The organism is Priestia sp. LL-8 (assembly GCF_036227845.1).
GTDB classification, from domain to species: Bacteria; Bacillota; Bacilli; order Bacillales; family Bacillaceae_H; genus Priestia; species Priestia zanthoxyli.
The window spans coordinates 3,615,558-3,642,156 of sequence record NZ_JAZAQH010000001.1; the positions used below are offsets into that span (position 1 = coordinate 3,615,558).

31 protein-coding genes are annotated in these 26,599 nt (G+C 39.6%); 11 read left to right on the forward strand and 20 right to left on the reverse strand.

The window, feature by feature from the left end:
• Nucleotides 1-26: 26 nt before the first annotated feature.
• Nucleotides 27-479, reverse strand: coding sequence for a hypothetical protein (locus U9R83_RS18940; protein WP_028414939.1), 453 nt, complete (start codon nt 477-479; stop codon nt 27-29).
• 200 nt (nt 480-679) lie between these two features.
• Between U9R83_RS18940 and U9R83_RS18945 the strand changes: the two genes are divergently transcribed.
• Nucleotides 680-922 carry a hypothetical protein gene (locus tag U9R83_RS18945; RefSeq protein ID WP_328575380.1) on the forward strand — a complete coding sequence of 81 codons (243 nt, stop codon included), beginning with the start codon at nt 680-682 and terminating at the stop codon, nt 920-922.
• Between the two features lie 39 nt (nt 923-961).
• Here the strand turns inward: U9R83_RS18945 and U9R83_RS18950 are convergent, their stop codons facing one another.
• The 3 genes from U9R83_RS18950 to U9R83_RS18960 all read right to left on the reverse strand — a co-directional run bounded on the left by U9R83_RS18950 (nt 962) and on the right by U9R83_RS18960 (nt 3,028).
• A complete protein-coding gene (locus U9R83_RS18950; protein ID WP_014458757.1) occupies nt 962-1,606 on the reverse strand; it encodes a Bax inhibitor-1/YccA family protein in 645 nt (214 codons plus the stop codon).
• 145 nt (nt 1,607-1,751) lie between these two features.
• The gene (gene clpP, locus U9R83_RS18955; protein ID WP_014458756.1) at nt 1,752-2,333 is read right to left on the reverse strand and encodes an ATP-dependent Clp endopeptidase proteolytic subunit ClpP; all 582 of its coding nucleotides are present in this window, start codon (nt 2,331-2,333) and stop codon (nt 1,752-1,754) included.
• A gap of 29 nt (nt 2,334-2,362) precedes the next feature.
• Nucleotides 2,363-3,028 (reverse strand): sigma-70 family RNA polymerase sigma factor, encoded by a 666-nt coding sequence (locus U9R83_RS18960; protein ID WP_014458755.1) that lies wholly within the window; start codon nt 3,026-3,028, stop codon nt 2,363-2,365.
• 152 nt (nt 3,029-3,180) lie between these two features.
• On the opposite strand from U9R83_RS18960, the gene U9R83_RS18965 reads away from it, so the two are divergent.
• Nucleotides 3,181-3,720: a DUF2199 domain-containing protein gene (locus U9R83_RS18965; protein ID WP_014458754.1), complete on the forward strand. Its 540-nt coding sequence runs from the start codon at nt 3,181-3,183 to the stop codon at nt 3,718-3,720.
• A gap of 39 nt (nt 3,721-3,759) precedes the next feature.
• Here the strand turns inward: U9R83_RS18965 and U9R83_RS18970 are convergent, their stop codons facing one another.
• From U9R83_RS18970 to U9R83_RS18980, 3 genes are all read right to left on the reverse strand, one after another.
• Entirely contained in the window at nt 3,760-5,010 is a 1,251-nt protein-coding gene (locus U9R83_RS18970; protein ID WP_115654692.1) for a C40 family peptidase, read from the reverse strand.
• A gap of 179 nt (nt 5,011-5,189) precedes the next feature.
• On the reverse strand, nt 5,190-6,389 hold the full coding sequence (locus U9R83_RS18975) for an MFS transporter (RefSeq protein WP_055990575.1): 1,200 nt from the start codon (nt 6,387-6,389) through the stop codon (nt 5,190-5,192).
• A complete protein-coding gene (locus tag U9R83_RS18980; protein WP_013058498.1) occupies nt 6,358-6,810 on the reverse strand; it encodes a MarR family winged helix-turn-helix transcriptional regulator in 453 nt (150 codons plus the stop codon). The genes U9R83_RS18975 and U9R83_RS18980 overlap by 32 nt, the downstream gene beginning before the upstream one ends.
• Nucleotides 6,811-7,063: 253 nt before the next feature.
• Between U9R83_RS18980 and U9R83_RS18985 the strand changes: the two genes are divergently transcribed.
• Entirely contained in the window at nt 7,064-7,492 is a 429-nt protein-coding gene (locus U9R83_RS18985) for a hypothetical protein (RefSeq protein ID WP_028414946.1), read from the forward strand.
• A gap of 21 nt (nt 7,493-7,513) precedes the next feature.
• Here U9R83_RS18985 and sigH read toward each other — a convergent pair whose 3' ends face one another.
• The 4 genes from sigH to U9R83_RS19005 all read right to left on the reverse strand — a co-directional run bounded on the left by sigH (nt 7,514) and on the right by U9R83_RS19005 (nt 9,862).
• Complete coding sequence (gene sigH / locus U9R83_RS18990; protein WP_013058500.1) at nt 7,514-8,164, reverse strand: RNA polymerase sporulation sigma factor SigH; 651 nt, start codon at nt 8,162-8,164, stop codon at nt 7,514-7,516.
• A gap of 385 nt (nt 8,165-8,549) precedes the next feature.
• The gene (locus tag U9R83_RS18995) at nt 8,550-8,705 is read right to left on the reverse strand and encodes a DUF3934 family protein (RefSeq protein WP_181170506.1); all 156 of its coding nucleotides are present in this window, start codon (nt 8,703-8,705) and stop codon (nt 8,550-8,552) included.
• 77 nt (nt 8,706-8,782) lie between these two features.
• Nucleotides 8,783-8,983: a cold-shock protein gene (locus tag U9R83_RS19000; RefSeq protein WP_013058502.1), complete on the reverse strand. Its 201-nt coding sequence runs from the start codon at nt 8,981-8,983 to the stop codon at nt 8,783-8,785.
• A gap of 318 nt (nt 8,984-9,301) precedes the next feature.
• Entirely contained in the window at nt 9,302-9,862 is a 561-nt protein-coding gene (locus tag U9R83_RS19005) for a histidine phosphatase family protein (protein WP_328575381.1), read from the reverse strand.
• Nucleotides 9,863-9,959: 97 nt separating this feature from the next.
• Between U9R83_RS19005 and U9R83_RS19010 the strand changes: the two genes are divergently transcribed.
• Nucleotides 9,960-10,634, forward strand: a complete 675-nt coding sequence (locus U9R83_RS19010; protein ID WP_226701566.1) for a hypothetical protein — start codon at nt 9,960-9,962, stop codon at nt 10,632-10,634.
• Between the two features lie 40 nt (nt 10,635-10,674).
• On the opposite strand, the gene U9R83_RS19015 is transcribed toward U9R83_RS19010, so the two are convergent.
• The 3 genes from U9R83_RS19015 to U9R83_RS19025 form a co-directional block, all read right to left on the reverse strand.
• Nucleotides 10,675-10,788, reverse strand: a complete 114-nt coding sequence (locus tag U9R83_RS19015) for a YjcZ family sporulation protein (RefSeq protein ID WP_014458748.1) — start codon at nt 10,786-10,788, stop codon at nt 10,675-10,677.
• A 189-nt stretch (nt 10,789-10,977) separates the two neighbouring features.
• The gene (locus tag U9R83_RS19020; protein ID WP_042991972.1) at nt 10,978-12,366 is read right to left on the reverse strand and encodes an amino acid permease; all 1,389 of its coding nucleotides are present in this window, start codon (nt 12,364-12,366) and stop codon (nt 10,978-10,980) included.
• A gap of 40 nt (nt 12,367-12,406) precedes the next feature.
• Nucleotides 12,407-13,801 (reverse strand): amino acid permease, encoded by a 1,395-nt coding sequence (locus U9R83_RS19025; RefSeq protein ID WP_013058507.1) that lies wholly within the window; start codon nt 13,799-13,801, stop codon nt 12,407-12,409.
• A gap of 529 nt (nt 13,802-14,330) precedes the next feature.
• Between U9R83_RS19025 and pruA the strand changes: the two genes are divergently transcribed.
• The 3 genes from pruA to U9R83_RS19040 all read left to right on the forward strand — a co-directional run bounded on the left by pruA (nt 14,331) and on the right by U9R83_RS19040 (nt 17,863).
• Nucleotides 14,331-15,899: an L-glutamate gamma-semialdehyde dehydrogenase gene (pruA, locus tag U9R83_RS19030; RefSeq protein ID WP_328575382.1), complete on the forward strand. Its 1,569-nt coding sequence runs from the start codon at nt 14,331-14,333 to the stop codon at nt 15,897-15,899.
• 72 nt (nt 15,900-15,971) lie between these two features.
• Nucleotides 15,972-16,886 carry a proline dehydrogenase gene (locus tag U9R83_RS19035; RefSeq protein WP_328575383.1) on the forward strand — a complete coding sequence of 305 codons (915 nt, stop codon included), beginning with the start codon at nt 15,972-15,974 and terminating at the stop codon, nt 16,884-16,886.
• Between the two features lie 173 nt (nt 16,887-17,059).
• Nucleotides 17,060-17,863 (forward strand): YwqG family protein, encoded by an 804-nt coding sequence (locus U9R83_RS19040; protein WP_243549808.1) that lies wholly within the window; start codon nt 17,060-17,062, stop codon nt 17,861-17,863.
• 59 nt (nt 17,864-17,922) lie between these two features.
• Here the strand turns inward: U9R83_RS19040 and U9R83_RS19045 are convergent, their stop codons facing one another.
• Nucleotides 17,923-18,450, reverse strand: coding sequence for a YcxB family protein (locus U9R83_RS19045; protein ID WP_328575384.1), 528 nt, complete (start codon nt 18,448-18,450; stop codon nt 17,923-17,925).
• A gap of 172 nt (nt 18,451-18,622) precedes the next feature.
• Between U9R83_RS19045 and U9R83_RS19050 the strand changes: the two genes are divergently transcribed.
• Nucleotides 18,623-19,009, forward strand: a complete 387-nt coding sequence (locus U9R83_RS19050; protein WP_328575385.1) for a glyoxalase — start codon at nt 18,623-18,625, stop codon at nt 19,007-19,009.
• Between the two features lie 26 nt (nt 19,010-19,035).
• Here U9R83_RS19050 and U9R83_RS19055 read toward each other — a convergent pair whose 3' ends face one another.
• On the reverse strand, nt 19,036-19,188 hold the full coding sequence (locus U9R83_RS19055; RefSeq protein ID WP_328575386.1) for a hypothetical protein: 153 nt from the start codon (nt 19,186-19,188) through the stop codon (nt 19,036-19,038).
• A gap of 190 nt (nt 19,189-19,378) precedes the next feature.
• Here U9R83_RS19055 and spoIIP point away from each other — a divergent pair, with 190 nt between their 5' ends.
• On the forward strand, nt 19,379-20,563 hold the full coding sequence (gene spoIIP, locus U9R83_RS19060) for a stage II sporulation protein P (protein WP_209367568.1): 1,185 nt from the start codon (nt 19,379-19,381) through the stop codon (nt 20,561-20,563).
• Between the two features lie 256 nt (nt 20,564-20,819).
• Here the strand turns inward: spoIIP and U9R83_RS19065 are convergent, their stop codons facing one another.
• From U9R83_RS19065 to pgaC, 4 genes are all read right to left on the reverse strand, one after another.
• Complete coding sequence (locus U9R83_RS19065) at nt 20,820-22,535, reverse strand: putative bifunctional diguanylate cyclase/phosphodiesterase (RefSeq protein WP_014458737.1); 1,716 nt, start codon at nt 22,533-22,535, stop codon at nt 20,820-20,822.
• A 379-nt stretch (nt 22,536-22,914) separates the two neighbouring features.
• A complete protein-coding gene (icaB, locus tag U9R83_RS19070; protein WP_226701571.1) occupies nt 22,915-23,781 on the reverse strand; it encodes an intercellular adhesin biosynthesis polysaccharide N-deacetylase in 867 nt (288 codons plus the stop codon).
• A complete protein-coding gene (gene pgaD / locus U9R83_RS19075; RefSeq protein ID WP_014458735.1) occupies nt 23,778-24,239 on the reverse strand; it encodes a poly-beta-1,6-N-acetyl-D-glucosamine biosynthesis protein PgaD in 462 nt (153 codons plus the stop codon). Before pgaD ends, icaB begins: the two co-directional genes overlap by 4 nt.
• Complete coding sequence (gene pgaC / locus U9R83_RS19080) at nt 24,197-25,453, reverse strand: poly-beta-1,6-N-acetyl-D-glucosamine synthase (RefSeq protein WP_014458734.1); 1,257 nt, start codon at nt 25,451-25,453, stop codon at nt 24,197-24,199. The genes pgaD and pgaC overlap by 43 nt, the downstream gene beginning before the upstream one ends.
• A gap of 293 nt (nt 25,454-25,746) precedes the next feature.
• Here pgaC and U9R83_RS19085 point away from each other — a divergent pair, with 293 nt between their 5' ends.
• Both U9R83_RS19085 and U9R83_RS19090 read left to right on the forward strand, forming a co-directional pair.
• Entirely contained in the window at nt 25,747-26,268 is a 522-nt protein-coding gene (locus tag U9R83_RS19085) for a ferritin (protein ID WP_014458733.1), read from the forward strand.
• 22 nt (nt 26,269-26,290) lie between these two features.
• The gene (locus U9R83_RS19090) at nt 26,291-26,491 is read left to right on the forward strand and encodes a hypothetical protein (protein WP_014458732.1); all 201 of its coding nucleotides are present in this window, start codon (nt 26,291-26,293) and stop codon (nt 26,489-26,491) included.
• Nucleotides 26,492-26,599 lie beyond the last annotated feature (108 nt).

The following is a 26,599-nucleotide window of genomic DNA, read 5'->3' on the forward strand; positions in this document are numbered from 1 at the left end:
TAACTCCCAAATATCCGATCAGTTCGCTATTTCACATTCACATCAAATAAATAAGTTGCCTTTCCATGAGGCCATTTACCCGATACTTCGTAAAGATAGTAACCGCTCTTTGAAGACACTTCAATATGATTATCCGTTATTTTAATTTTTTCTTTTTGATTATTTTTGTTTAGTTGATAAATTGTAAGTTTTGGATTGTTTTTTAGTAGAATTGTAACTTTGGTATCTTTCTCTAGCGTGAGGTCATCAAATTCTTTAGCAACCTCTTTTGGTGAGTAAGAATCCGTTTTCGTTATGTGCGCACCATCGTCACCGTTCCATTCATATTCTCCTACTCGCATTTCATACTCCTTGTCATTAACCACAATGCTTCCTGACACTGGAACTTGTTCATCATTAGGTGTAGATACATTGACCTTTTCTTGGTTGCAACCAACTAGTAAGAAAAAGAATAACGATGTAAGAACTACTTTATTCATACTTCCCCTCCTCTTAAGACTCGCTCTTCTCCTCATCTTATTTTTCATCACAAATATATAATACCAAAAATATCCATAAGAGAAACCATGAAAAATCGTCACAATTATGATTTACATCAATCTGTTTGGTTACAACCCCTTATGCATATTCTTTTACTATGCGGCATACGTAACACTAACCCTTTTATAAGGAGGATTCCATGAATACGTATATAATCATCAGTATTGGCGTTGCTGCCAGCGCATTTTTATTCCGTAAATATCGAAAGCAAGTCGTTGAAATATATACAATCATTGAATTTATTCACGCTAAAAACGGTGCGGTCGCTACAAGCTCCACGTGGCTTGAAAAGTTTTTTAAAGAACCTTACGCTACCGGACCAAACTATGAGAAAACAGAGGATGACGTTAGCGAGGGTGGAGATGGAGACGGCGGAGAATAAATAAAAGAAAAAACCTGTTGTGATAACAGGTTTTTCTTATTAATCATCGCTGCCTAAAATACCGAAAAAGCGAAGCAAGTTGATGAATAGATTAATAAAGTCTAAATAAAGAGATAGTGCCAGCAGTGGAACAAGCTCTTCTGTAATTTCACCATGCTTCATTTTATTAAAATCATACAGCACATAAAGTGAGAAAACGATGGTACCAATCACGGAAAATGCCATAAGTCCAGGCGTTGTTAATGGACTAAACAGCGAGAAAATGCTGATGCACACTAATGCTAACAGCGCCACTAATAGAAAGCTGCCTAAAAACCCTAGATCTTTTTTCGTTTTTGCACCAATTACACCCATCACCGTAAAAATAACGAATGTGCTTCCAAACGCATAAAGAACGACTTGCGCCCCCGCTACTGATGCATAGTAGCTGACAATCGGAAACAGCGTGATGCCTGATATAAATGAAAACGCATATGTAAAGCCATATCCTACGCTTTTTTTCTTTCGTAACATAAATGCGGCAACCAGCATCACAATTTCAGCAATCGCTAACGGAAGGAAATAAGCCGGCGGCACATATTGACCTACATATAAGCCAACTGTTGAAATAAATAACGAAAAAATAAATGTTACTAATACTTTTTGAAACAGAGACCGCTGCTCTACTCCAATCACTTCTTGCATGTGTAAAACCTTCTTTCTAAAATCTGTTATATTTTATATAATACCTACCTTTTAAAGAAAAATAAAGATAATACTAAGGTCTTTTTTCTTATTTTTATAGACAAGAAAGCATAGACGCTGCCGTCTATGCTTTCTTGTCACCTCTTTATTTCGGCAACAGAATACCGTCAATAATTCCGTAAGTCTTTGCTTCTTCGGCGCTCATAAAATAATCTCGTTCCGTATCATGTGCCACTTTTTCAACCGGCTGCCCCGTTCGTTTTGATATAATTTCATTAATATGCTGCTTCAATTTTAAAATCCGCCGGGCGCTAATTTCAATTTCAGTCGCCTGCCCTCTAGCTCCTCCTAGCGGCTGATGAATCATAACTTCACTGTTTGGAAGTGCATAGCGCTTTCCTTTTGCTCCTGCTAGGAGAAGCAGTGCGCCAAAAGAAGCGGCCATGCCCGTGCAAATTGTTTGAACGTCCGGCTCAATGTACTGCATCGTATCATAAATCGCAAACCCTGCTGAAGTCGAACCTCCGGGGCTGTTAATATAAAGTGAAATATCTTTTTTAGGATCATCTGCAGCGAGAAATAAGAGCTGCGCGACCACGCTGTTAGCAATATGATCATTGATTTCATCACCAATTAAAATAATTCGGTCTTTTAACAGCCTCGAATAAATATCATACGAACGTTCACCGCGGTTGCTTTGTTCAATTACATATGGAATCGTACTCATATATATCCTCCTTATCACACGTAATATGGCTATGCAGCCATGCAGAGAGTGCACGTCGGAGTATACGTTGGTTTTTGAATAACGCTTTTTAAGGAAGGCAAAGCCCGAATCAAAAGTGCTGGGTCCTGCGCTTCTAACGTTTTATAAAACAGCTCTGACAGCTCTTTACGCTCTTTTTCATCCCAAAAAGAATCTGTAGAAAACGGATCACCGCCTTTTTCTAATCGCTGCTTAGCACGATGTAAATTGCTTTTCACCGCTGTTTCTGACGTTTGTAAAATCGAAGCGATTTCTTTCAGCTGATAGCGAAAGCCTTCTTTTAAGAAAAAAATAACCGCTTGCTTCGGCGTAAACTGACTAAGGAGCAGCTCGACCAAGTGTCCTCTTATATCAAACGCATGCTTGTCGGCTTGCTGTTCCAAAGCTTTTTCTTCGACTATTCCTTCACGCTTTCGTTTTCTCAGCAGATCAATCCAGTGGTGATACGCAATTTTATTTAACAGCGCAGAAGACAGCTTGTGCTCTTCACCTTTATATCGCTGAGCTTTTAAAAACGTTTCTTGGGCAATATCGTCTCCGTCCCACGCATTTTGCGTTAAAAAACGGCAGTACTGCTGCAATTTTGGGTAATGCTCGTTCCAGCAGGCAGCGTCAAAGCTTTCTGTTTGTGTTTCGATTTCTTTTGAATGTGACATGATTTTCACTCCTTTTGCACTCTCTATTTACTAAACGATTAAAGGAAGTTCAAAAGATACGGGGAATCAAACTTTTTTACACATTATACGCTTAAGCAGCCGTTTTTTTGTATTATAATGAAGATACTTTTATCTGAGGAGTCTAAAATCATATGCGAAGAAGACGATTATATGGCAAGAAGAAAACGAACAAACTTCACTATAAAGACTTAACCTGTGAACACCCTAACCCTGCTTTGCCTATGAGCTATACAAGTGAAGCTCCTTTTTACTATTATGACGCGTCAGACGATGAAAGACAAAACGACTTTGAACTATATTCAGAGGTTTGTATCATGAATCAAGAACATTTTTTCATAAGAGGCTGTGTTGAAATTCCTGTTCTTAATGAAGAAGAATTTTTCACTTGGAACATATGGGTTTCTTTAAGCGAAGAAAATTTTCATCGAATGATCGATTTATGGGAAAGTGACAAAAGAGAAAATGAACCGCCTTATTTCGGATGGTTTTCAGTTTCAATTCCAGGCTATCCCGAAACGTTAAATTTGAAAACAAATGTGCATACAAGACCTGTTGGAATAAGACCGCTCATCGAGTTAGAGCCAACCGATCACCCTTTAGCCGTCGAGCAGCGGGAAGGGATAACGCTAGAGCGAATCAAAGATATACAAAAACAATTGGCTACCTATTAAAAAACCAAGACAGCCCCAGACTGTCTTAGTTTTTTACCTTTATGGCATGCGCTTTGCTCCGTGGTATTTAGGCGCCCAGTAGCTGTCTACTTTATAGTTTGTAATTTTTACGCCGTCAGATGTAGAGACGTGAACGACATAGTCATTTCCAATATAGATAGACGGAACAAGCGAGCTTCCTTCAAAAAAGACGAGATCTCCTGGCTTCAAGTCAGATTGTGAAATGGTTTCTCCTTTTTCCCACTGCTGACTCGCATAGCGCGGAATGTCTTTTCCGGCTGCTTCTTTGTAAATGTACTGAACAAAACCAGCCGTATCAAAGCCTGTAGAAGGACTTGTGCCACCTTGTGCGTAAGGTACTTCTCCTACATATTTAAGAGATTCCGTCACAAATGGATTGTCTTTTGACAGCGATAAGTCATCGTAGCGCCTTGCTCCTGCGTACTTAGACGTCCAGTAGCTGCTTGTCAGGTAATCCACCGTCACATTTTCGCTGCGCTTGGCATGAATAAACTGATTGCCGCCTGCGTAGATACCGACGTGTGAAATCCCTTCACGATACGTGTCTTTAAAAAAGATAACGTCTCCTGGCTTTAAATCTGCGCGAGCAACTTCTTCTCCAACCTGCCACTGCTGATCGGTTGATCTTGGAAGGTACACGTCCGATGCGTGTTGAAATACATATGCAACAAATGCGGAACAATCAAAACCGTCCGTTGGCGACTCGCCTCCAAATACATATGGTGTGCCGAGATGCTTTAGCGCTTCTGCAATAACTTCATTATCTTTTGCAATTTCCGGTGCTCCTGTAATGCGCTTTGCTTTGGCAAAATGTGATGACCAATAATCACTGCTTGAAACGTTTTTTACAACAACTTTTCCGTCTGAAGAAGATGCATAAATCATTTCATCGTTGCCGATATAAATAGCGGCTACGTTCACTTCACCGTTTTCATCTGTGTCAAAAAATAATACATCGCCTGCTTGCAGCTCGTTTTTATCAACGTCTGTTCCAAGCCCTGACTGTTCTTTCACGGAACGAGGCAGCGTTGTATCCAGCGCTTGCTTAAACACATATTGAACGAAGCCAGAGCTGTCAAACCCTTCGCTTAGCGTCTCTCCTCCAGATGTATAATCGGCTCCTTCATACGTTTTTGCTTTATCAGCAATCACGTTTTCATCTGTAGCAGCCTGTACTTGCACAGCTTTTTCTGCAGGAAAAGCGCCTTCATAAAAAGTAGCAAGACTAAGCCCTAACGCTGTGACCATAAGAGGTTTCATTACTTTCATCTTTGTTCTCCTTTGTTTTTTATTTCATCCAAGAAGTTTTATATGTAAATGGTTCCTCTGTTAAAGTATGGTGCAGATGGATAGGAATTGGCTAGTACCTTTTGACTTAAATATGCTTCCCTTCCAAAGTCCTGTAAAAAATCCATAAAAAAACTCGGCGCATATTACGCCGAGCTTTTTTATTTCATGCCCACCTGGATATTTGCTGCTTTTTGTTTTTGACGTAAATTTGCAATCCACTTATAGTAAAGCGTAATTAACAGAACAAAAATTCCTAGCGCAAAGTACAGTTTTGAATAGCCTAAAGCGCCTGCTGCAATTCCTAATACAAACGAACCAACTGCAATCCCGCTATCATAAAACGTAAAGAATGTAGCAGTTGCATATGCGCTTCGGTGAGCAGGCGCCGCTTGAATCGCAAGCGTTTGGAAGCTAGGAAGCAGCGTTCCATACCCTAGTCCTACTAACGCACCTGAAAACAGCAGCATCCAAGAAGAATGTGTAAAGCTTAAGCTAAATAGACCAATCGCAAAGACAATACACGACGGAATAATCACAATGTTTGGGCCAGATTTATCAAATAATCTTCCTGTAAACGGTCGTGAAATCAGCATCGCAGCTGCGAACACAACAAAGAAAAAGCTTGCTGTTTTAATCAATCCAAGCGACTGTGCGTACACAGAAATAAACGAAATAATACTTGCATACGAAAAAGAAACGAGAATACCTACAGATGAAATCGGCATGGATTTCTTTTCAAACAAATCGCTCAGTGAAAATGATTTCTTTACTGACGGAGCAGCGTTTTCTTGAAGATTTTTGACCATCATTCCGCACAGCCAGCCAACGAGCATAATCACGCCAAATACAAGGAAAATAATGTTGTATGCCATGTACTGATGAAGCGTTAGTGCTAAAAACGGCCCTGCAACAACGGCTAAGTTCATTGACATTCCGAAGTAGCCAAGCCCTTCTCCTCGTCGCTTAGCGGGAACTAAATCCGCTGCAATCGCTCCGGTGACGGTTGTCGCTAAGCTGAATGAAATTCCTTGGAAGAAGCGCAGTAATAAAAGCACGTTAAAATGGTGGATAAGCATATACAAGAAGGAAGAAAGCGCAAAAATGAGGGTACTAAATACAAGCGTTTTTTTCTTTCCAATGTTTTCAATGACTTTCCCTGAAAATGGTCTAACAATAATCGCAGATAATAAAAAGATGGTAACAACAAGCCCTGCCTGCGTACTCGTGCCGTCTAAGGCGTCTAATACATAAATCGGCAGCAGCGTCAGCAATGCATAAAACACGACAAAAATAAAAAAGTTGGTAATCGCAATGCTGATAAAGCTTTTAGTCCAGATTGGCTCCTGCTGGTTCGTCATTCATTTCACCCTTTTCTGTAGATTTACAAATTTTCTTTAATAACGAGATAAGCTGATCTTGTTCGCTGTCGGATAAAGCAATCAGCAAATTTTCTTCCAAACGTTCAATTTCTTGCTGAATTTCTGGAAGCTTTTTCTTCGCTTGAGGAGATAAATAAACGATGCGCTCTCGTTTATCACTGCCTGCTTTTCGCACAATCCATCCGCTTTTTTCAAGCCTTGTTAACGTGCGAGTAACCGTTGGCGCTTCGACATTTAAATACTGCCAAATCTCTGTTTGCGTCATCGAACCGAATCGCTTTAAACAAAATAAAATTGAATACTGTGAGCTATATAGCCCGTACGCCTTTAACACTTCATTTACTTCTTTAATAGACAATCTCGACTTTTGATGAAGTTCATGGAACACCAAGTTATTCACTTTTCCCACCTCACCTTTCCATTTTATTTACCTAGGTAACTAATTGTTCTTTTATTAGTATATGTGCTACTAGTTGATGTGTAAAGGCGTTCAAAAAGATCGAAAACCAGCTGTTTTCTCTTACTTTCTACTAATGATTTGCGCTTTCACTCCCATTTTCTTATTCTTTCGTATCACGAAACTTTTTGTATATATTTACATGCACCTGCAAACTCTGTTAAAGAAGACGAAACAATATGCGGGAGGCTGGTATATGTTTTCACTGCGCGGCGATGCTCATAAAGTCTACCTTAAACTGAAAAAAGCGGCTCATCAAAACCAAAACGCAGAAGATATTGATGAATTAGCGGAAATGGAAGAAATTCGGCAGCTTTACCTTACGCTCGACAGCGCTATTTTACGAAAAGTGTATTACCGAATGACCAAAGAAAAAAACGGCTCCGGCGTCATCCCTATCCTTGTTTCTGCCTTGCCTTGGCTCTTTTTTTTATTTTCGCAGCGGCTGCAGCAATTTTTATTTAAAGACGGCAGCTGGCTTTGGATTATTTTTGTCGTGCTGTATGTTTTTATTCTCATTCCAAGCGTGTTTCTTCATTTCCGTGAACAATCGTGGGCTTCTGTTCATATTGAAATCATTCAAGACATTTTAAAAGACCGTGAAAAAGAGCCGAAACCCCTTTGAGGTCCGGCTGTTTTTTGCCTATTATGAAATAGCTTGTCTGCTTTCTACGTCGCGACCTAACTTTCTTTTGATACGCTGCAGCGCGTTGTCAATTGACTTAACGTGCGTATTTAATTCTTTCGAAATTTCAGCGTATGAATGGCCGTCCATATACAGCGTCAATGCTTTTCTTTCCAATTCACTAAGTGTTTCCGCAATTTTCAACTCGCGGTCTTCCACTTTTTCTTGATGAATCAGCACTGCTTCCGGATTAGCAATTTGATCGCCAGGAATCATATCCATCAGCGTATAGTTTGATTCTTCATCATACAGAGGCTTGTCCAATGAAATGTACGAATTTAACGGACCGTGCTTTTGACGAGTAGCCGTTTTAATTGCCGTAATAATTTGTCTTGTGATACATAACTCCGCAAACCCTTTAAAAGATGTTAGCTTGTCTTCGTTGAAGTCGCGAATTGCTTTGTATAGTCCAATCATTCCTTCTTGGACAATATCTTCTTTTTCAGCACCAATCAAAAAGTATTTTCTTGCTTTTCCCCTTACAAGATTTTGATACTTGTTGATTAAATACTCTAATGATTTTTCGTCTCCACTATGAACCATTTCAACCAAAACATGATCTTCTAACATAGCATAATTTTGAACTTTTTCAATTACGATGCCTACGCTCACTCATATCCCCCCGTTACACTTAGTTGAGTTTTGATGTGTTCTAAACTGATGCATGATCTACTTGTTACGACGCTACTGCAATACGGTCCAGAAACGTAAAAAGCGTACAGAGTAAACTGTCGCTTTCCTCTCTCACTTTATGCTCCCCTGCATCTTTCTATAATCTATTATAAAGAAGTATAACCGATAAAAATCAAAAAGGTTGTCGAAATATGAAAGTGTTTGCAAAAAAAATCAATTTTTATAGAAAATTCACACAAATCACTTTATTATTTCATATAGTGACAGCAAACTGTAAAAAAAGCAATAAAAAAACACTTCCATATGAAATAAACTTACTCAAGCAGAGTAAGTCGAAGTTGCAGATGATACTGCGCATATAGGATTAGTTGCCTTCCGGCTTATCAGCATTTTTTGTTCCTTTGCTTTTATAAGGCTTTGCATTTTTCTTCTTTTTTGCACTCGCCTGCCAGCGGTTCCACCCTTTTTTACCGGTGCCTCGCCCCGTGCCGCCTTTACCTTTTGCTTTACTCATAAGTATTCCTCCGTTACCTGCGTGTTTGCTACAATAAAAAAAGACCCCGTCCAAAGTCGGAGTCTTTTTTGGATTGCATAAAATTATGCTTTTACAACGTTAGCAGCTTGTGCACCGCGTTGACCTTGCTCGATGTCGAAAGTCACTTTTTGACCTTCGTCTAAAGATTTGAATCCGTCGCCTTGAATTGCGCTGAAATGTACGAATACATCTTCTCCGCCTTCAATTTCGATGAAACCGAAACCTTTTTCTGCATTAAACCATTTTACTGTACCTTCAGTCATACTATTTCCTCCAGTGGTGGAATTAATCCACGCATATATTACTACCCTTGCTCAATCGTACTATTTCCAGATAAAAATTTCTTTTGAAGAATATTTCTCTTCTTTCAATTTCATACCGAACAAAAATAATTAACCTTAGTGTAACATATCAATTTAGAAATAGCAAGTTTCTGTTCTAAGACAGATTTTATATTCATTATGTATCTGCTAAACGGCACTGTGAAAGCTTTAATGCTAACAAAAATCGTAAACCATAATGCTGTATAAAGCTTTTAAATCGAGCAAAATTTATTATCTTCAAAAAAATCTTGTATCTAATCAATTTATTTTCTTCTCATTCCAGAGCCTTGTAATGGAAACGTTCTTCTTTTCAAGATCAATCCGGTACACATCAGGGTTCGTTAAACATGACCACTCATTAAATCCAAACCTCGGATCAAAATGTCTAAGGATTAATGTCATCAAATTGCCGTGCGTAACAAACAGAGTCGTTTTCTGTTTTTCGTTCATTACTTCTTTAAACAGTTCTAAAGCACGTACCGTGGCTTCTTTGGTCGATTCTCCTCCGTCTACCTTAAAGTCTATGTCATCAAAAGTTCTTTTCAATACTTCTATCCAGTTGAAAAGAGGCTGTCCGCTTAAACGCCTTTCTTCTATCCTTGTATCTATATGAAGAGGCAGACCGGTATCTTTTGCATAAGGTTCAATTGTTTGAACGGCTCGTTTGTACGGACTTGAAATAATTTTATCAATGGGATAACTCAGCTTGTTCAAATAATCCATTAACTGCTGAGCTTGCTGTATGCCTTGTTCCGTCAGTGATGCTTTTGCTTCTTGCCCTTCTGCTTCACAATGCCTAACTAATAAAAAAGTTTTCATTCATCTTCCCTCCACGCGTAGCGAAATAACCATTAATTACAAAATAAGATAATAATAGTATATAATGATACGTGATTTATAGCTAAGGAGGAACAACATGATTCGTGAACGATCACTTTTGATAAAAGGACTCACCTTTTTACTAGCTGCTTTTATTTTAAACATCCCTTTTCCTAATTCAACTCCGCTCAGTCATTCTGTCTTTTCTTTTTTAGGTCTTCCCCTCTATGGAGATGAAGAAACAATGACGGGAATTCAATATGCCAGCAATGCGTGGGGAATTATACTTTTACTTGGTCTTTTTGCCCTTTACAAAAGTTTGAATCGCCATCGTTTAAAACTAATGATTTTAGCTGCATTTATTGTCATATCGGGTCCTGGTCATATGGTTGAAGCGATACAAAAGACCGTATTACCAGGTATATATGCCGTTTCTTACGATGTGGAAAATAGCATTTGTACATTTGAGAGAAATAAAAAAGAAACCATATTAACGGGTACCTGTGACCTTTCATTTGAAAATCACAGTTCAAAACCTATTACGTTTGAAGTAGCACTGGATGAGCGCTCCTATTTTAAAGAAGATACCCCTTTTTTAGTGATGATGAATAAGCCTAAGCTTCATACTGTTAAGTTGGAACCAAAAACGTATCAAACTGTCGAAATCACTTCATCTGTCAAAGCAGCAGACTTTCCTTCTAAAATCTTTATGAGTGAAGTAAACGGTTTTCATGTCAACATTTATCAAAAAGGGAAAAAACGTTATTTATAAGCATAGAAAAAGCCCTTATAGGGCTTTTTAAATGAGTGAATTACCAGCCCAAGCCTCCGCCGTAGCAGCTGCAGCCGATGATCACTAATAAAATAAATAATACAACTAATAAAGCAAAACCAGATCCATGACCATATCCAGGGTTTCCAGACATAAGAACACTTCCTTTTCTTTAATTACTCTTTCCTCAAGAAAAACGCCGCTTGCATTTCACTTGAGTTGGATTATCTTATGCCTGAACACGCCCTTTTGACTCTGGTTTTTTCTTTTTTCTTTTTCCTTCTTGCCATGCACCTCGTTAATAAAAGAAGAAAATGCTTTTCAGCCTCTCTTACAAAATCATTTATTTCACTAGCTTACGTCTTTCAGAAGACCGTACTTCCGTGCGCTTACCGATACCTAGTACATAGTAGCTCAGCACGACAATAGCTAAAAAGATAATGCCGACAATCAGCGATATGCGCGTTTCATCATTAAACCACATGCCTACAAGCACCATAAATAAAAACGCGATGGTTACGTAGTTCGTCACAGGAGCAAAAGGCATTTTAAATGGATGTTGGTCCATCGCCGCTCCTTTTGCTTTTCGAAAACGAATTTGACTGATAAGAATTACAAACCACGGAATCATACCTGGAAGCACGCTCGCACTGTACACGTACACAAAAACGTTTGGCGGAGCAATATAGTTTAAGACAACGCCCGCAGCTAACCCAATCATCACTGCAACGGTACTATAAATAGGTACACCGTTTCGAGAAACCTTTGTAAAAAACGCTGGCGCCTGTCCGTTTACGCCTAATGTATAAAGCATGCGTCCTGCGCTGAAAATCCCGCTGTTACATCCAGACATAGCCGCTGTGATGACCACAAAGTTAATAATGCCCGCGGCTGCCGTAATTCCTACTTTCGCAAACGTAGAAACAAACGGACTGCCAAGCGAATCCAGCTCGTTCCACGGATACACCGTTACAATCACAAAGATGGCGCCGATATAAAAAATTAAAATACGCCAAATTAAGCTTTGAATTGCACTTGTTAACGTTTTTTTAGGATCTTTTGCTTCTCCTGCTGTAATTCCAATAAGCTCTACTCCTTGATAGGCAGCAATAACAAGCGACAAGGCAAAGAAAAAGCCTGACCATCCGCCTGTAAAGAAACCGCCGTTTGCCCACAAATTCGACAGGCCAAGCGCTTCGCCGCCGTTTCCAAGACCGAAGAAAATAAGGCCAAGACCAGCAATAATCATGAGAACAATCGTAACAATTTTAATCATTGCAAACCAAAATTCAAACTCTCCAAACGATTTCACCGAAATTAAATTGGCCCCACCGAGAATGACCATGGCGACAATTCCCGGAACCCACGCCGGTAAATGCGGGAACCAGTACTGCATATAAGCTCCGACTGCAATAATCTCTGCCATGCCGACAATCACCCATTGAAACCAGTTGCTCCAAGCCGTGATATAACCAGCTAACGGATGAATATATTTATGACCAAATGTCGCAAACGAACCCGTACTTGGCTCTAAATAAAGCATCTCCCCCATTGCACGCATAATAAAGAAAATAAAAACGCCGCAAATAGCATACGCAAGCAGGACGGATGGCCCCGTCCATTTAATGGTGCTTGCTGAACCCATGAATAACCCTACCCCAATCGTTCCTCCAAGAGCAATCATTTGGATATGACGAGATTCAAGCCCTCTTTTTAACTCTTTGTTTGCCAATTTACTTCCCCCTAGCCCCTCGTGATGATTTTCTCTTCTATTAAGAAATTCTTTTATTCCCCTGTCCTGATAGGGAACTATCATCTTTTTTCTTTTTCATAAAGAAGTACGAACATACCACAAATACAGCAATCAGCAGCGTGAGATAAAACTGAGTGCGAAGTGAATCAATAAATGCCATCGCAATAAAGATGCTTGTGATTGCCGCAATCGTTCCATACGTTAAATAAGGAAACAGCCACATTCTGATTTTTAAGGCTTCCGGCTTTTCTTTTTCGTATTTCTTTCTCATGCGAAGCTGTGAAAAAGCAATAACAAGGTACACAAGAAGCGCTACGCCTCCCGATGCGTTTACTAAAAATAAAAAGATTTTATCAGGTGAAAGATAGTTAAAACCAACGCTGATGTAAGAAATCACGGTACAGCCTACAATGGCATTAAACGGAATGCCTTTTTTATTCACTTTTAAAAACATGCGCGGCGCGTCTCCTTTTTGCGCCATTGAGTACAGCATACGAGAACTCGTGTATAGACCTGAATTTAAGCAAGACAAAACGGCAGTCAGTACGATAAAGTTCATGATTTGAGCCGCTGCCGGAACGTTTACCAACTCTAATATCGAAACAAACGGACTTTTCATCAAGCTTGAAGAATCCCACGGAAGAATGGTCACTAAAATTAAAATCGACCCAAGATAAAAAATTAAAATACGATAAATAACGGTATTTGTTGCGATGGTGATCGCTCGCTCAGGCTGAGCCGATTCTCCAGCCGCTGTTGCGACAATTTCGGTTCCCATAAAAGAAAACATCACAATCGCCACTCCTAAAAAGACGGAGCTGATTCCGTTTGGAAGGAATCCTCCTCTATGAAGAAGGTTCGATGCCCCCGGAGACTCTACTCCCGGTATTAAACCGAGGATGATCGCTCCTCCTAAAAGTAAAAACAGTACTAAACTAACTACTTTAATAAGCGAAAACCAGTATTCAAATTCACCAAATGATTTAACAGAGTATAAGTTCGTTAAAGTTAGTAAAAACGTCAGGATCAGACTCACGCCCCAAGACGGTAAAGACGGAAACCAATATTGAATAATCGTTGAACCCGCAATCGCTTCAACTGCAATAACAATTACCCAGAAAAACCAGTACAGCCAGCCGATTGTGTAGCCAGCCCACGGTCCAAGCGCTTCTCTAGCATATGTGGCGAACGAGCCGCTTGAAGGATTAGCCGTAGACATTTCCCCCAGCATTCGCATAACTAAAATCACCAGCAAACCGGCAAACGCGTACGAAAAAATGGAACCAGGACCCGCTGCGTTAATGAGCGATCCGCTTCCAATGAACAAACCGGCACCAATGATTCCTCCTAAAGAAATCATGGTTATGTGTCGAATTTTTAATTCTTTTTTTAACTCAGGCGGTTGATGACTCATGTTAAAATCCTCCTCATAGAAACCGTCATTTAAAGAATTACACGTTCTTCGCATCGCGCGTTAAATATGTAAGCCCTTACAATATAATGGACAAATAACTGCTGTTTTCCTACCCTCCCTCTATCTGCGCATTCAAATGAAGCCTTCACTCGAAGCAAAAGCTAGCTTCATTCGACAAAAATTACTTTTCGAATTATATGATAATTTATTTTGAACAACTTTGTCTATTGTTTTTTGATCTGAAAAGTATTTTAACTTACTACCGATAAACTCTTTCCTTTATCGTAATTCTTTACTTCAAAACATCTTTTCAATTACTTGCTTATGTCTCTTTCTTTTCTGTTTGTTCAAAATCACTATGAAAAACATCGATTTATTGGCTTTTTAAACAAAAGTGTTTATTTTAAAAAAATTTGAACATTTTTGTTAAAAAACTATGTACAAAACGAGAATAAGGTGATTATAATACAGGTATAGGGTGTTGGAATATTAATTATGTTGTAAATTTTCTAAAAAAGGGGTAATGAAAATGAACACAATGAATATTAACGAAATCAAACAATACAAACACGAGCCTTTCACGGACTTTACGGTTGCTGAAAACAAAGATGCGTTTGAATCTGCATTAGAACTTGTACAATCAGAGATTGGAAAGGACTATCCTCTTGTAATTGGCGGAGAATTAATTACAACAGAAGATCAAATCCAGTCTATTAACCCAGCAAATAAAGCAGAAGTTATCGGACGCGTGTCAAAAGCAGATCAAGACTTGGCTGAAAAAGCAATGCAAGCTGCACTTTCTACCTTTAATACGTGGAAAAAAGAAGCACCTGAAGCACGAGCAGATATTCTTTTCCGCGCAGCGGACATTATTCGCCGCCGCAAGCATGAATTTTCCGCTTATCTTGTAAAAGAAGCAGGAAAGCCGTGGAAAGAAGCAGATGCTGATACAGCAGAAGCAATTGACTTCCTTGAATACTACGCTCGCCAAATGGTGCAGCTAAAAGACGGCGCGCCTGTTGAGAGCCGCGAAGGTGAAGAAAATAAATTTAATTACATTCCGCTTGGTGTCGGCGTTATTATTTCACCGTTTAACTTCCCGCTAGCGATCATGGCTGGAACAGCTGCTGCAGCGATTGTAGCAGGAAATACAGTTCTATTAAAACCAGCAAACAACACGCCGGTTATCGCAGCAAAATTTGTAGAAGTAATGAAAGAAGCCGGCCTTCCAGACGGCGTACTGAACTACGTGCCGGGAAGCGGAAGCGAAATTGGCGACTATTTAGTAGATCATCCAAAAACACGCTTTGTTTCATTTACAGGCTCGCGTGAAGTAGGCTGCCGCATCTATGAACGCGCAGCAAAAGTACAGCCTGGTCAAATTTGGCTAAAGCGCGTTATTGCTGAAATGGGTGGTAAAGACACGGTCGTTGTAGATAAAGATGCTGATTTAGATTTAGCTGCTTCTTCTATTGTGTATTCAGCATTTGGCTTCTCTGGACAAAAGTGTTCAGCAGGTTCTCGTGCGGTTGTTCACCAAGACGTATACGATATCGTTCTTGAAAAAGCAGTTGCGCTCACAAAAACATTAACAATGGGCAGCCCTGAAGATGTGAACACGTATATGGGACCTGTTATTGATCAGGCTTCTTTCAACAAAATTACAAAGTACATTGAAATCGGTAAAGAAGAAGGCCGTTTAATGACGGGCGGAGAAGCAGATGATTCAAAAGGCTACTTCATCCAGCCTACGATCATTGCAGATGTAGATGAAAAAGCACGTTTAATGCAAGAAGAAATCTTCGGCCCAGTCGTAGCATTCTGCAAAGCGCGCGACTTTGATCATATGATGGAAATTGCGAACAATACTGACTACGGTTTAACAGGTGCCCTTCTTTCAAATACGCCTGAGCACATTGAGCGTGCGAAAGAAGAGTTCCACGTTGGAAACCTTTACTTCAACCGCGGTTGTACAGGTGCCATCGTTGGGTACCAGCCGTTTGGCGGATTTAACATGTCAGGAACAGATTCAAAAGCTGGCGGTCCTGATTACTTAATTCTGCACTTACAAGCAAAAACAACAAGCACAACGCTTTAATACTCAGTAGAGCAGCCCTAGGCTGCTCTATCTTAAAACAACAAGGGATTTTTTCTATAGGGGGAGATATTTATGTTAGCAGAGGTATCTAAAAATGTGTTTCTTCACGCTTCCCAAAATAAAGCGCTAAACAAAGCGGCGAAAAAATGGGGTCTTCGCTTTGGTGCAGCTCAAGTGGTAGCTGGCGACACAATTGAACATGCGATTAAAAAAGTGCAAGAACTGAATAAAAAAGGACTTGTCTGTACGCTTGATCATTTAGGGGAATTTGTTTCAAGCAGAGAAGAAGCTATCGAAGCAACTCAATATAACGTCAGAACGCTGGAAGCTATGGGCCAAGCCGGTGTAACATGTAACTTATCCGTAAAAATGACGCAGCTTGGTTTAGATATTGACCGCAGTTTTTGCGTTGAGAACATGCGCCGTATTGTTGAAACGGCGAAAAAATACGATAACTTTGTCCGAATCGACATGGAAGACTACGCTCACTGTCAAATGACGCTAGATATTTTACGAGAGCTTCGCGAGACCTATGATAATGTCGGAACAGTTATTCAAGCTTACCTGTTCCGCGCTGAACAAGACGTAAAAGAGCTAAAAGGAGTTCCTCTTCGATTGGTAAAAGGCGCGTATCAAGAATCACCAACCGTGGCGTTTCAAGACAAAGCCCAAATTGATGAGAACTATATGCGAATTATCGAAGAGCATCTGCTTAGCGGAACATACACGGCTATTGCATCTCACGACCACAATATTATTGCAAAAGTAAAAGAGTTCGCTCACAAAAATAACATCCCGCGCACGCAGTTTGAGTTTCAAATGCTGTACGGATTCCGAACAGATATGCAGCTTAGCCTTGCAAAAGAAGGCTATACAATGCGCGTATACGTTCCATTTGGCAACGACTGGTTTGGCTACTTTATGCGCCGCTTAGCCGAAAGACCGCAAAACGTCGCATTTGCTTTAAAAGGATTCTTTTCTAAATAAGCAATCTATTCAGTAAGTACCATAATGAAAACGCTATCATTTCTTTGTACCCTTTGCGGATGCTTCTGCAAAGGGATTTTTTATACGATTTCTCTTCCCTTTCAGTATGTATTGCGATAAAATATAAATACGAACAAATGTTCTTTTCATTATAAACAAAAAGGAGAATACACATGAATCCTCTATCAAAATTAGAACTGCCTCCTAAGCTAGAACCTTACCGAAAAGAAATCGAAAAAACATGTAAGCCTTACATCCACATCCATACGGTTATGAACAGTCCAAAATTATATGAAAGCAAGTTTGGCGGCAACCCTTACCTTCCTCTAGAAGCAAATCATCCTCTTGATTCTCAGGGCAAGCCTATGCTCCTGATGGCACAACTCAATTTTTCTGACGTGCCTTCCTATGAAAATATGCCCTCTCAAGGCATGCTTCAATTTTTTATTTGCGGAGCTGATAACAAAAATGCCGGCGATGTGTACGGTCTTGATTTCGACCACCCTACGGCTCAAAAAGACTTTCGCGTCGTTTTTTATGAAGACGTAATAACTGACGAAAAAAAGTTAACAACCGACTTTTCGTATCTTGAAGACATTGACCGAGATATGTTTCCTATTCCTCAAGAAGTGGGCTTACAGTTTGAAATAAGAAGCGAACCCGTTTCCCCTACTGACTATCGCTATAACGCTGTAGAACCAGGTTTTTTTGACGATGAAGAAACGGAAGAAATCTACTGGGATGAAGTGACGGGCGAGTATCATAAAATGGGCGGATACGCTTTTTTCACTCAAACTGATCCAAGAGACTACGATGAAGCGCTGCGAGCATACAATGTTTTGCTTCTTCAATTTGCCATGGACGACGAAGCGGAAATTATGTTTGGCGATGCAGGAGTGGCCAATTTCTTTATTAAAGAAAAAGACCTTCGCAACCGTAACTTTAAAGATGTTTTGTATAACTGGGACTGCTGTTAAAAAAACGCCCTCTTAGAAAAGTATCTAGGAGGGCGTTTTTTCACATTATTATTTACTACTCAGCCTGTTTTTTTGTCTCTTGCAGCATTCAGCGTTTCTTTAAACTGCTGTAGCGCTTTTACATCTACAAATGTGTTTATAGGAATAACATATCCGCTCATTGCGCTAACAAGAATAAAGATATGTTCATCGGTTTCTCTAATTTGAGTGATGCTTGACCAAGGAGTCTTCACTTCTCCTTTTGAGCTTTTCTCTACCAAGCCATCTTCCGTAACCATTATAGTATGCTCACCCGTCAGACTGCTGTTACCTTCTTCATTCATCACCTTTATAATGTTCTTTTTAATACTGCCGTAAAAATACTTCGGATAAAATAAAAACCACAGCACCGCAAGCAGCGCAAACGCTGCGAACATGCCAACTAAAAACTCTCCTTCAATCCACGAAACAAGCAAAGGAATAAAAAGAAAAATAAGCGACATCCATCGCTGAACTCTCAGCACTTTTTGTACTCTTTCCGAATGTTGAGCGTGATGCATGTTAAAAGCTACGTAATCATCTTTGGTTAACGTATAGTGATATTCCATATTAATCTCCAATTCTCTTAAATAACAACAAAATAAAATATACCTCATTTGGTGTTATATGTATATAAAATAATAAGTTTTTCTTATGAAACACATCAACTTTTTATCATTTATTTACACATATACATCACGTAAACTTAACTAGTACTCTACTATTTAAGGAGGAATGTTTATGACTTTTACACTGACGCATATTGATCATATTCAGCTAGCAGCACCACCGAACTCAGAAAGCGAAGCACGACACTTTTTCGGAACTGTTCTTGGATTAACAGAAGTCGAAAAGCCGGAAAGTCTAAAAAAGCGCGGCGGCGTTTGGTTTGAATTTGGTTCTTATCAGCTGCATATTGGTGTGGAAACTGCCTTTTCACCTACAAAAAAAGCGCATCCAGGCTTTCACGTTAAAAATCTACCTGCGTTCAAAGATCATCTGACTAGCTTCGGTATTTCTTTTATAGAAGACCAAAACATTCCCGGCGTCGAAAGAATTTACGTGGCTGATCCTTTTGACAACCGAATAGAGTTCTTAGAGAAAGTGAATTTCCCTTTTTCTAACTGAATGTTCGACAAAACAAGAGCTCTTATTTAAGAGCTCTTGTTTTCTTTTGGTCCTTCTTTTTGCTTTTCTTTCCACAGCATGTACAGCAACAGCCCCAGCAAACAAAATGCCACGCCAAACATTGCTAAAGGAAATAAAAGTGTATTAATAAAATGATGATAAATCCATGAGTCGTTCATCTAACCAGCTCCAATACGCACCGTTTTTTTACAGTATGCCCTAATATAAACTTTTTTATGTTGTGTTAAATATCGTGGTTTCTATCATATTTCTATTTCTTTTTAATAGAGTAAATAGTAGATACATAACATTCTCCTCTTAGAGTTTTCATCCGCTGATTTCAAAATTTTATTAGAGGAGGTTTACTCTATGAAAAACAAGTTCACTGAAAAGCCTAAAAAGCTTTTTTGGATTCTTTCTTATAAATCATTAATTATCGCTATACTATTTGTTCTGTTAACATCTGCCGCTATTTTTACCGTCACGTATTCAACTCTTCAGCATACGCTGCGCTCGAACGTTGTCTATCAAGCGTTATCAAATTATAAAGCCCAAAGCTTGTTCTACTTCATGCATACGGAAAACCATCATTTCTCTCATGCCTTTGAAGAAGACTTCTCTCCGCCTCCTCTCTCTTCTGTCGCTCTGCAGCTGGCGACCAATATTCGCGTGGCGGATACAAGAAGTCTATTTGGATCAGAACTGCCCGGCTTTTCTATTTTTGATTCTCATATTCTATTAGCCGGTGAAGGAACAGATTATACCACGATTCCTCATGAATCAGCTCCTCCGCTCGAAAGCATTTCAGGAGAACGTGATTTAGATCCTGCTGAAAGCAAAACGTACGAAGAAAGTAAAAAACAGTCTCAAACACAGGCCAAGCAAAGCACAGGCGATAAAAAAGTTGTATACATCTACCATACGCACAGCTGGGAATCTTATTTTCCTTTACTTGGTATGCAAGGTGAAGCGAACGAAAATAAAGCAGTTGATAACAAAACCAACATCACGCTCGTTGGTCAAATGCTAGGAATGGAATTAAAAGCAGACGGAATCGGTTCGGAAGTAGATACAACTAATATGACACAAAAGCTGAATGAAAAAGGCTGGGGTACAGGACGAGCCTATATGATGTCTCGCAGCGTGGTGGAAACGGCTCTTCAGCAAAACAAAGACGTCGATTATTTAATTGATATTCATCGAGATTCACTGCGCCAAGAAAAAACAACGGCTGCTATCAACGGCAAATCATACGCTAAAATGATGATTGTATTAGGTGAAGCGAACCCGAAATTTGATGAAAACGTGAAAATGGCCAAAGCGATTCATGAAAAGTTAGAGGAAAAATATCCAGGCCTTAGCCGCGGAGTATTAAGCAAAAAGAAAACAAGCGGCAATAACGGGTTATATAATCAGGACTTATCCGACCGCTCCATTTTAATTGAAGTAGGCGGCGTCGATAACAATATGGAAGAACTCACAAACACCGTCAAAGCTTTTTCTGATGTGTTCAGCGAGTATTACTGGCAAGCTGAAAAAGTGAATGCGCAGTAAACAAAAACTAGCTACCCCAGGTAGCTAGTTTTTGTTTTTATGAGAGTCACGTTTCTCCTCTTCTTCACACGAAAAGCACACAAGCTTCCCTTCAACAACCACACCGTTTAAAAATCCCTCTAAACAGTACACGTTCTTTTGACATACTGTGCAGATTCCAACGTACTCTTTCACGACTTTATCACCCCTTATATCATATTAAAAATCAAAAAAGAAGCTCTATTAAAGAGCTTCTTTCCGTATACATCATTCTCCTTCAATTCAACAATCGGCTCATTTCTTCAGGAGAAAGCGGCTTGTCGAATAGATAACCTTGACCGATATGACAGCCTTGTTCCGTCACAAACTGCAGCTGTTCTTTGTTTTCGATTCCTTCTGCAGTTAGATCAAAATTAAGTTTTTTTCCCATTTGAATAATCGTTTCCACCAGCACTTTTCCAACTTCGTCTAAGTCGTCAATAAATGATTTATCAATTTTTAACGTATTAATCGGCAAGTGTTTCAAATAGCTAAGGGATGAATAGCACGTTCCGAAATCATCCATCGCCACTTTTATCCCTAGACTCCGCAGGCGGTTTAGCACTTTTTTCGATTCTTGACTGTTTTGAATGACGCTTTCAGTGATTTCAAGTTCCAGAAAGTGCGGCTCAAGGCCCGTTTTTTGCAAGATTTGTTCAATCTCCGCTACGAATCGTGAGGACTTCAGCTGAATAGGTGATACGTTCACTCCTATTTTGCTCACTTTTGAATTCAGCTCCGTCCATGCTTTCATCTGCTTACACGCTTCTTCTAATACCCACTTGCCAACGGGCACAATCAGACCCACTTCTTCTAAAATGGGCAAAAATTCATTTGGATACACGGTACCAAATTTTTCACTGTTCCAGCGAATGAGCGCTTCTGCTCCTATGACTTCAGACGTTTTCAAATCGATTAACGGCTGATAAACGAGCTGAAACTCATTTCTTTCTAACGCATACTTTAACTCATTCTCCATGCTGATTGTTTTAATTATTTGTTCATTTGATGAAGATGAGCTCATTTCATATGTGTTTCGTCCATTTCGTTTTGCTACATACATTGCAATATCTGCTTGCTTAATTAACCTGTCAATTAGTTCATCTGCGTCTTTTGGGACAATATGCTGCTGACATTCTTTTGAAAACAAGCTGATGCCAACGCTTGTAGAGGTTAGCACTTTATCACCATCTATATAAAAAGGAAGCGACATTTCCTTTACGATCTGCTCGGTCATTTCTTCAATTTCCTCAACAGTTTTTAGTGTATGCAGCACTAAAATAAACTCATCGCCCCCGTGCCGCGAGATAAAATCAGAGGACGGAATACATTTTTTTAATCTTTCTGCTACGCTCCTCAGCAGCACATCGCCGTGATGATGGCCAAGCGTATCATTTATTGATTTAAAGCGGTCTAAATCTAAAAATAAAATAGCCAGCAGTTCTGGAGATTCTTCATCTAAAAACAGTTTTTTCAGCTGTTTGTTTAACCAGTAGCGGTTAGGTAAATTGGTTAACGGATCATAATAAGCCATTTGCTTAATTTTTTCTTCATATGCTTTTCGTTTTGTAATATCATTACGAATCGATACGTACTGATACGGCTTACCCCGCTCATCTAAAAAAGGAACAATGGTTGTATCCACCCAGTAGTACGAGCCGTCTTTTGCTTTGTTTTTTATTTCTCCGTGCCATACCTTACCGGATCTGATCGTACTCCATAACTCTTTAAAAAACAAGCTTGAATGATGTTTCGAATTAATAATACGATGGTCCTGACCGAGAAGCTCATGTCTTTCATACTTAGAAATTTCACAGAATTTATCGTTCACGTGATTGATGAATCCACGACTATCCGTAATCGCTACGATCGATGATTCATTTAACGCAAGTTCAATATCATTTAGTTTTTTCAGCGTTTCTTTAAATTTATATTCAAAATGCCTGTTTTCCATATCCTATACACCTTTATCAAAATTTTAACGATAAAACAAAACCCATGACGAAATGATAGAGAGGAATCGTGAATAATGAATACAATTTAATCAGCAATGGACAGCGAATTAGTTTGTCCGATTGCCTTACATTCGTAAAATAGTAAGCGTACAATTGCCGCTTTTCCTCTTTACACCTTTACAAACTTCTTACACGCAGTTTGTAAAAGGATTGATAGATAGTTTCGTTTATCCATATCTTTTATCACAACTTTTCTATGGTACCATTAAAATGATTTTTATAGAAATGAAAGTGTCCTTTCTTCACGCAATTGACATACCTTTTGATGGTGAAAAGAAAAAAGCCTCTGCTTTAGACAGAGGCTTTTTCACTTTCTTCTTACGAGCTTGTACGTGTCAACCACGGAAGAATAAGGTCTTGAAAGGTTTTATTGTATACAACAATTCGATTAAGGTAATACGGATCGTTATCTTTTGTAATAAGGTGCGGCGCTAGGATAGCTGCTTGGTGAAAACCAGCATCTTTCACAATTTTAGCTACGTCATCATTCGTATTACCGTATGGATAAGCAAAGTAAACGGGGTCTACTCCTAAATGTTGCTTAATCGTTTCTTTGCTTTTTCGTAAATCTTCAGCAAACGCGCTGTATTTAGCAGGCGTCAGAAATAAAGGCTTGTCTTCTTCTAAACGGTGCATATCATATGTATGCGAACCGATTGTCGCAAGGCCGCTGTCTTTCATTTCTTTTAGCTGACTCCACGAAGCCATATTTAAATTTTGAAAGTCCTCTACTCCCACTTGTCCTGCGATTACATATAGCGTAAACGGAATGTTTTCCTTTTTCAAAATTGGAAACGCGTTTTGATACACGGTACGGTCAATATCATCAAATGAAATCCAAACGCAGCGTTTTGGAAACGTGCCTTTTTGCTTATACGTTTCAATATCTTTTGGCGTAACAAACGTAGCGTCAAGTTCCCTCAGCTTTTTTAACTGATGTTCAAAATCATTGCTGTAGACGCTGTACTCCGTCAGTTCGTCAGACTTTGTAACTGAGCTGACAACTCGATTAAACCAATTATGCTTACGCACGCGATGATAATTTAAGCCTAAGCATCCGTTCGTCTCAAGCGCTGGCTCCACGGTCGTTGTTGCTTTCGCCTTGTCTTCCCAGTTCACTACTTTAAAGAAGATAAAGCCAACTACCGCTGCCGCAATCAAAAGAAAGAATACATATTTCTTCATGCGTGCTTCCTCTCCTCAGTATGTTTCAACGGATTAACATCAAACTCGATGTACTGTGCACGCTGAAGCTCTTGAATTTGATCCTTGGATAAGAGCTCAAGACGCTCTAAATCTTTAATACTCGTATACGCCGGCTCTTTTCGTCGGTTCAAGCTTCCAAATCTCTTTTTGTTGTAGAATCTCCATAAAAACAGAGCTAGAAAAAAGAAGAAAAAAATGATAAGTCCAATTACTAAAAACGTTCGAATCTCGCCGTTCGTCGTTTTGAACGCAATTTTTAATACCCCGCTGTAACGATCATTTACGCCAATAACAGCTGAAAGGAAAAACCAAAGAACAACGGCACAATACACCCAAAAAACAGATGAAACAATGATGCTTATTACTAAGCGAGCAAGAGGCTGTTTGGCTTGAATCAAGATTTGCTCTTCGTTAAGCCGCGGTCTGGACTGCTCCATGTAGCATAGCCTCCTTTCACTCTAGATCTAATAGCACGAGGAAATGCGCCCACTACCACAATCGTATTCACAATCCAGTAAAGCGCTGGGTACCATGCAGCCCATACGTAATACCGCTTCACGTTGTCGTATTTCGAATCAATTTTCAGCGCAATAAACAGCTGAATTAAGCTCATAAACACAAGGGAAAATGAAGTAAACGTAAACCAAAACAGCATGTCTTGAGGGCTGCTCGCCGTAACAAGCAGCATGATAGTCACAAACAGCCATGCGAATGACCAAAAGGTACTAATCCACTGCTCTAGGTATACAAGCCAAATTCTGCGCTGCTTCCATTTCAATAACACTTTCCAGTGGCGAAGCATTACCTCTTGCCCGCCTTGAGCCCAGCGTACTCGCTGCTTCCAAATTCCTTTTAAGGTTTCGGGCACAAGCATCCAGCACAATGCCCGCGGTTCATAGCGGATATCCCAAAAGCGCTGCTGCAGCTTCCAGCTCACGGCGATATCTTCCGTAATCATGTCACGATCCCACAGTCCGACGTCCACAAGTGCTTTCTTTCGAAAAGCCACTACTACGCCTGAGACCGTCATTACTTTTCCTAAAATTCGCTGTGTTCGTTTAATAGAACCGATAATAGAAGAATACTCAACTAGCTGAATGCGACTCAGTAGCGTATTACGGTTTCGAATGCGCGGATTTCCGGTGACGGCTCCAAGCCGTTCCCCTTTATGAAGAAAATGATGGATTAGATAATACGGAGCGTTTTGATCTAAAATAGCGTCGGAATCTAAGCAGATTAAAAACTCAGCTTTAGACGCGTGCGCACCTAAATGTAACGCATTGGCTTTCCCTTTATTTTCATAAAGTTGAATCACACGAACTTCAGGATGATTTCTGCTAATTTTCTTTAAAATATCAGCCGTTCCATCCGTACTTCCATCGTTAATAAGGATGATTTCTTTAGACGGATAATCTAACGCCAAAAGGTGCTTGAGCGTTTCTTCAATCGTCTCTTCTTCATTATAGCAAGGCACTAAAAAGCTCACTAACGGCCAGTCAATTGTTGAAAAATCAACTTTAGGATCCCGGTCCCGATAGCGTATGTAAATAAGCGTACCTGCAATCCAAAATAAAGACATAATAAATGGATACCAGAAAACAAAGCTCGCAAGCTTTTCAAATCCAGGTATTAATACGTGTTGCATATTCATTTTTCTGACTCCTTCACACCAATTAAAATTGCACAGAGTGACAATTTTATCACTAAATTGGTTAAATAGAACATAGTAATTTTAACCACCTAAAAAAAGAGTCTTTAAAACTACTTTTATTCCTATATTATACAAACCTTATATGTAAGTAAGAAGCACCAATAAAGGATGGGCAAGTTACCTACTCAAAGAAGTGACATATAGTATCACTGTAGATTTCTTTCACCGTAAAAAACGTGATGGTTGCAGGGAGTATACGAAAGAAACCCTTTCCCTAAGGAGGAATAACAAATATGAACGAACAAATTCAAAAGCTGCTCAATAACTTAATTCAACTTGAACACGTCTCTTCGACTTTGTACCTAGCTATGTCTAATTATATGAATCGATTAAACTATAAAGGAATGGGCAGCTGGCTGCGTCTGCAGTCTGAAGAAGAACGCACTCATATGCTAAAGCTTATTGACTATTTAGTTGACCGCGGCGGAACGGTTGAATTAAGTTCTTTACCTGCTCAGCCAAGTGAGTTTGGAACACCGTTAGAAACGTTTCAAAAAGTATTGGAGCATGAAAAGTTCGTCACAAATTCTTATCGTCAAGCGTTTCAATTTATCAGCCAAGCGAATGACCCTCAAACTTTAGTCATCGTGCAGGACTTTTTACGAGAACAAGTCGACGAAGAAGCTCAGGCTCAGACAATTGTAGACCGCTTAAAAATTGCTCAAAATAACCCTGCAGCTATTTTTATACTCGATCAAGAACTAGGACAGCGAAAAGCTGCGCCGGCGGCGGGCGGAGCAGCTGCGCAAGGTTAAACGCGCAGAAGAGTACCGAACAATGTACAAAAACAATAACACGCCTCCCGTTTCCTTGCTTCGAGTTGGGATTCATCACGGCTATTACGGCTATCCGCCCAATGTGTACGACGCCATTCAAAGGCTTATGAATCAATATATGCATCAGCTTCACTATCATCGCCCTCAGTACGTTCACGTGTACTACGTGCACCCTTCTCTTATTCACTACTACCTTCACTGAGTGGAGGAAAACAGGAATTTTGTTTCATGAAGAAATTCACCGCTTTTCCACCTAATTCAGGAATTCCAATCAAAAATATGGATATTTATGCTAATATAAAATTTGTTA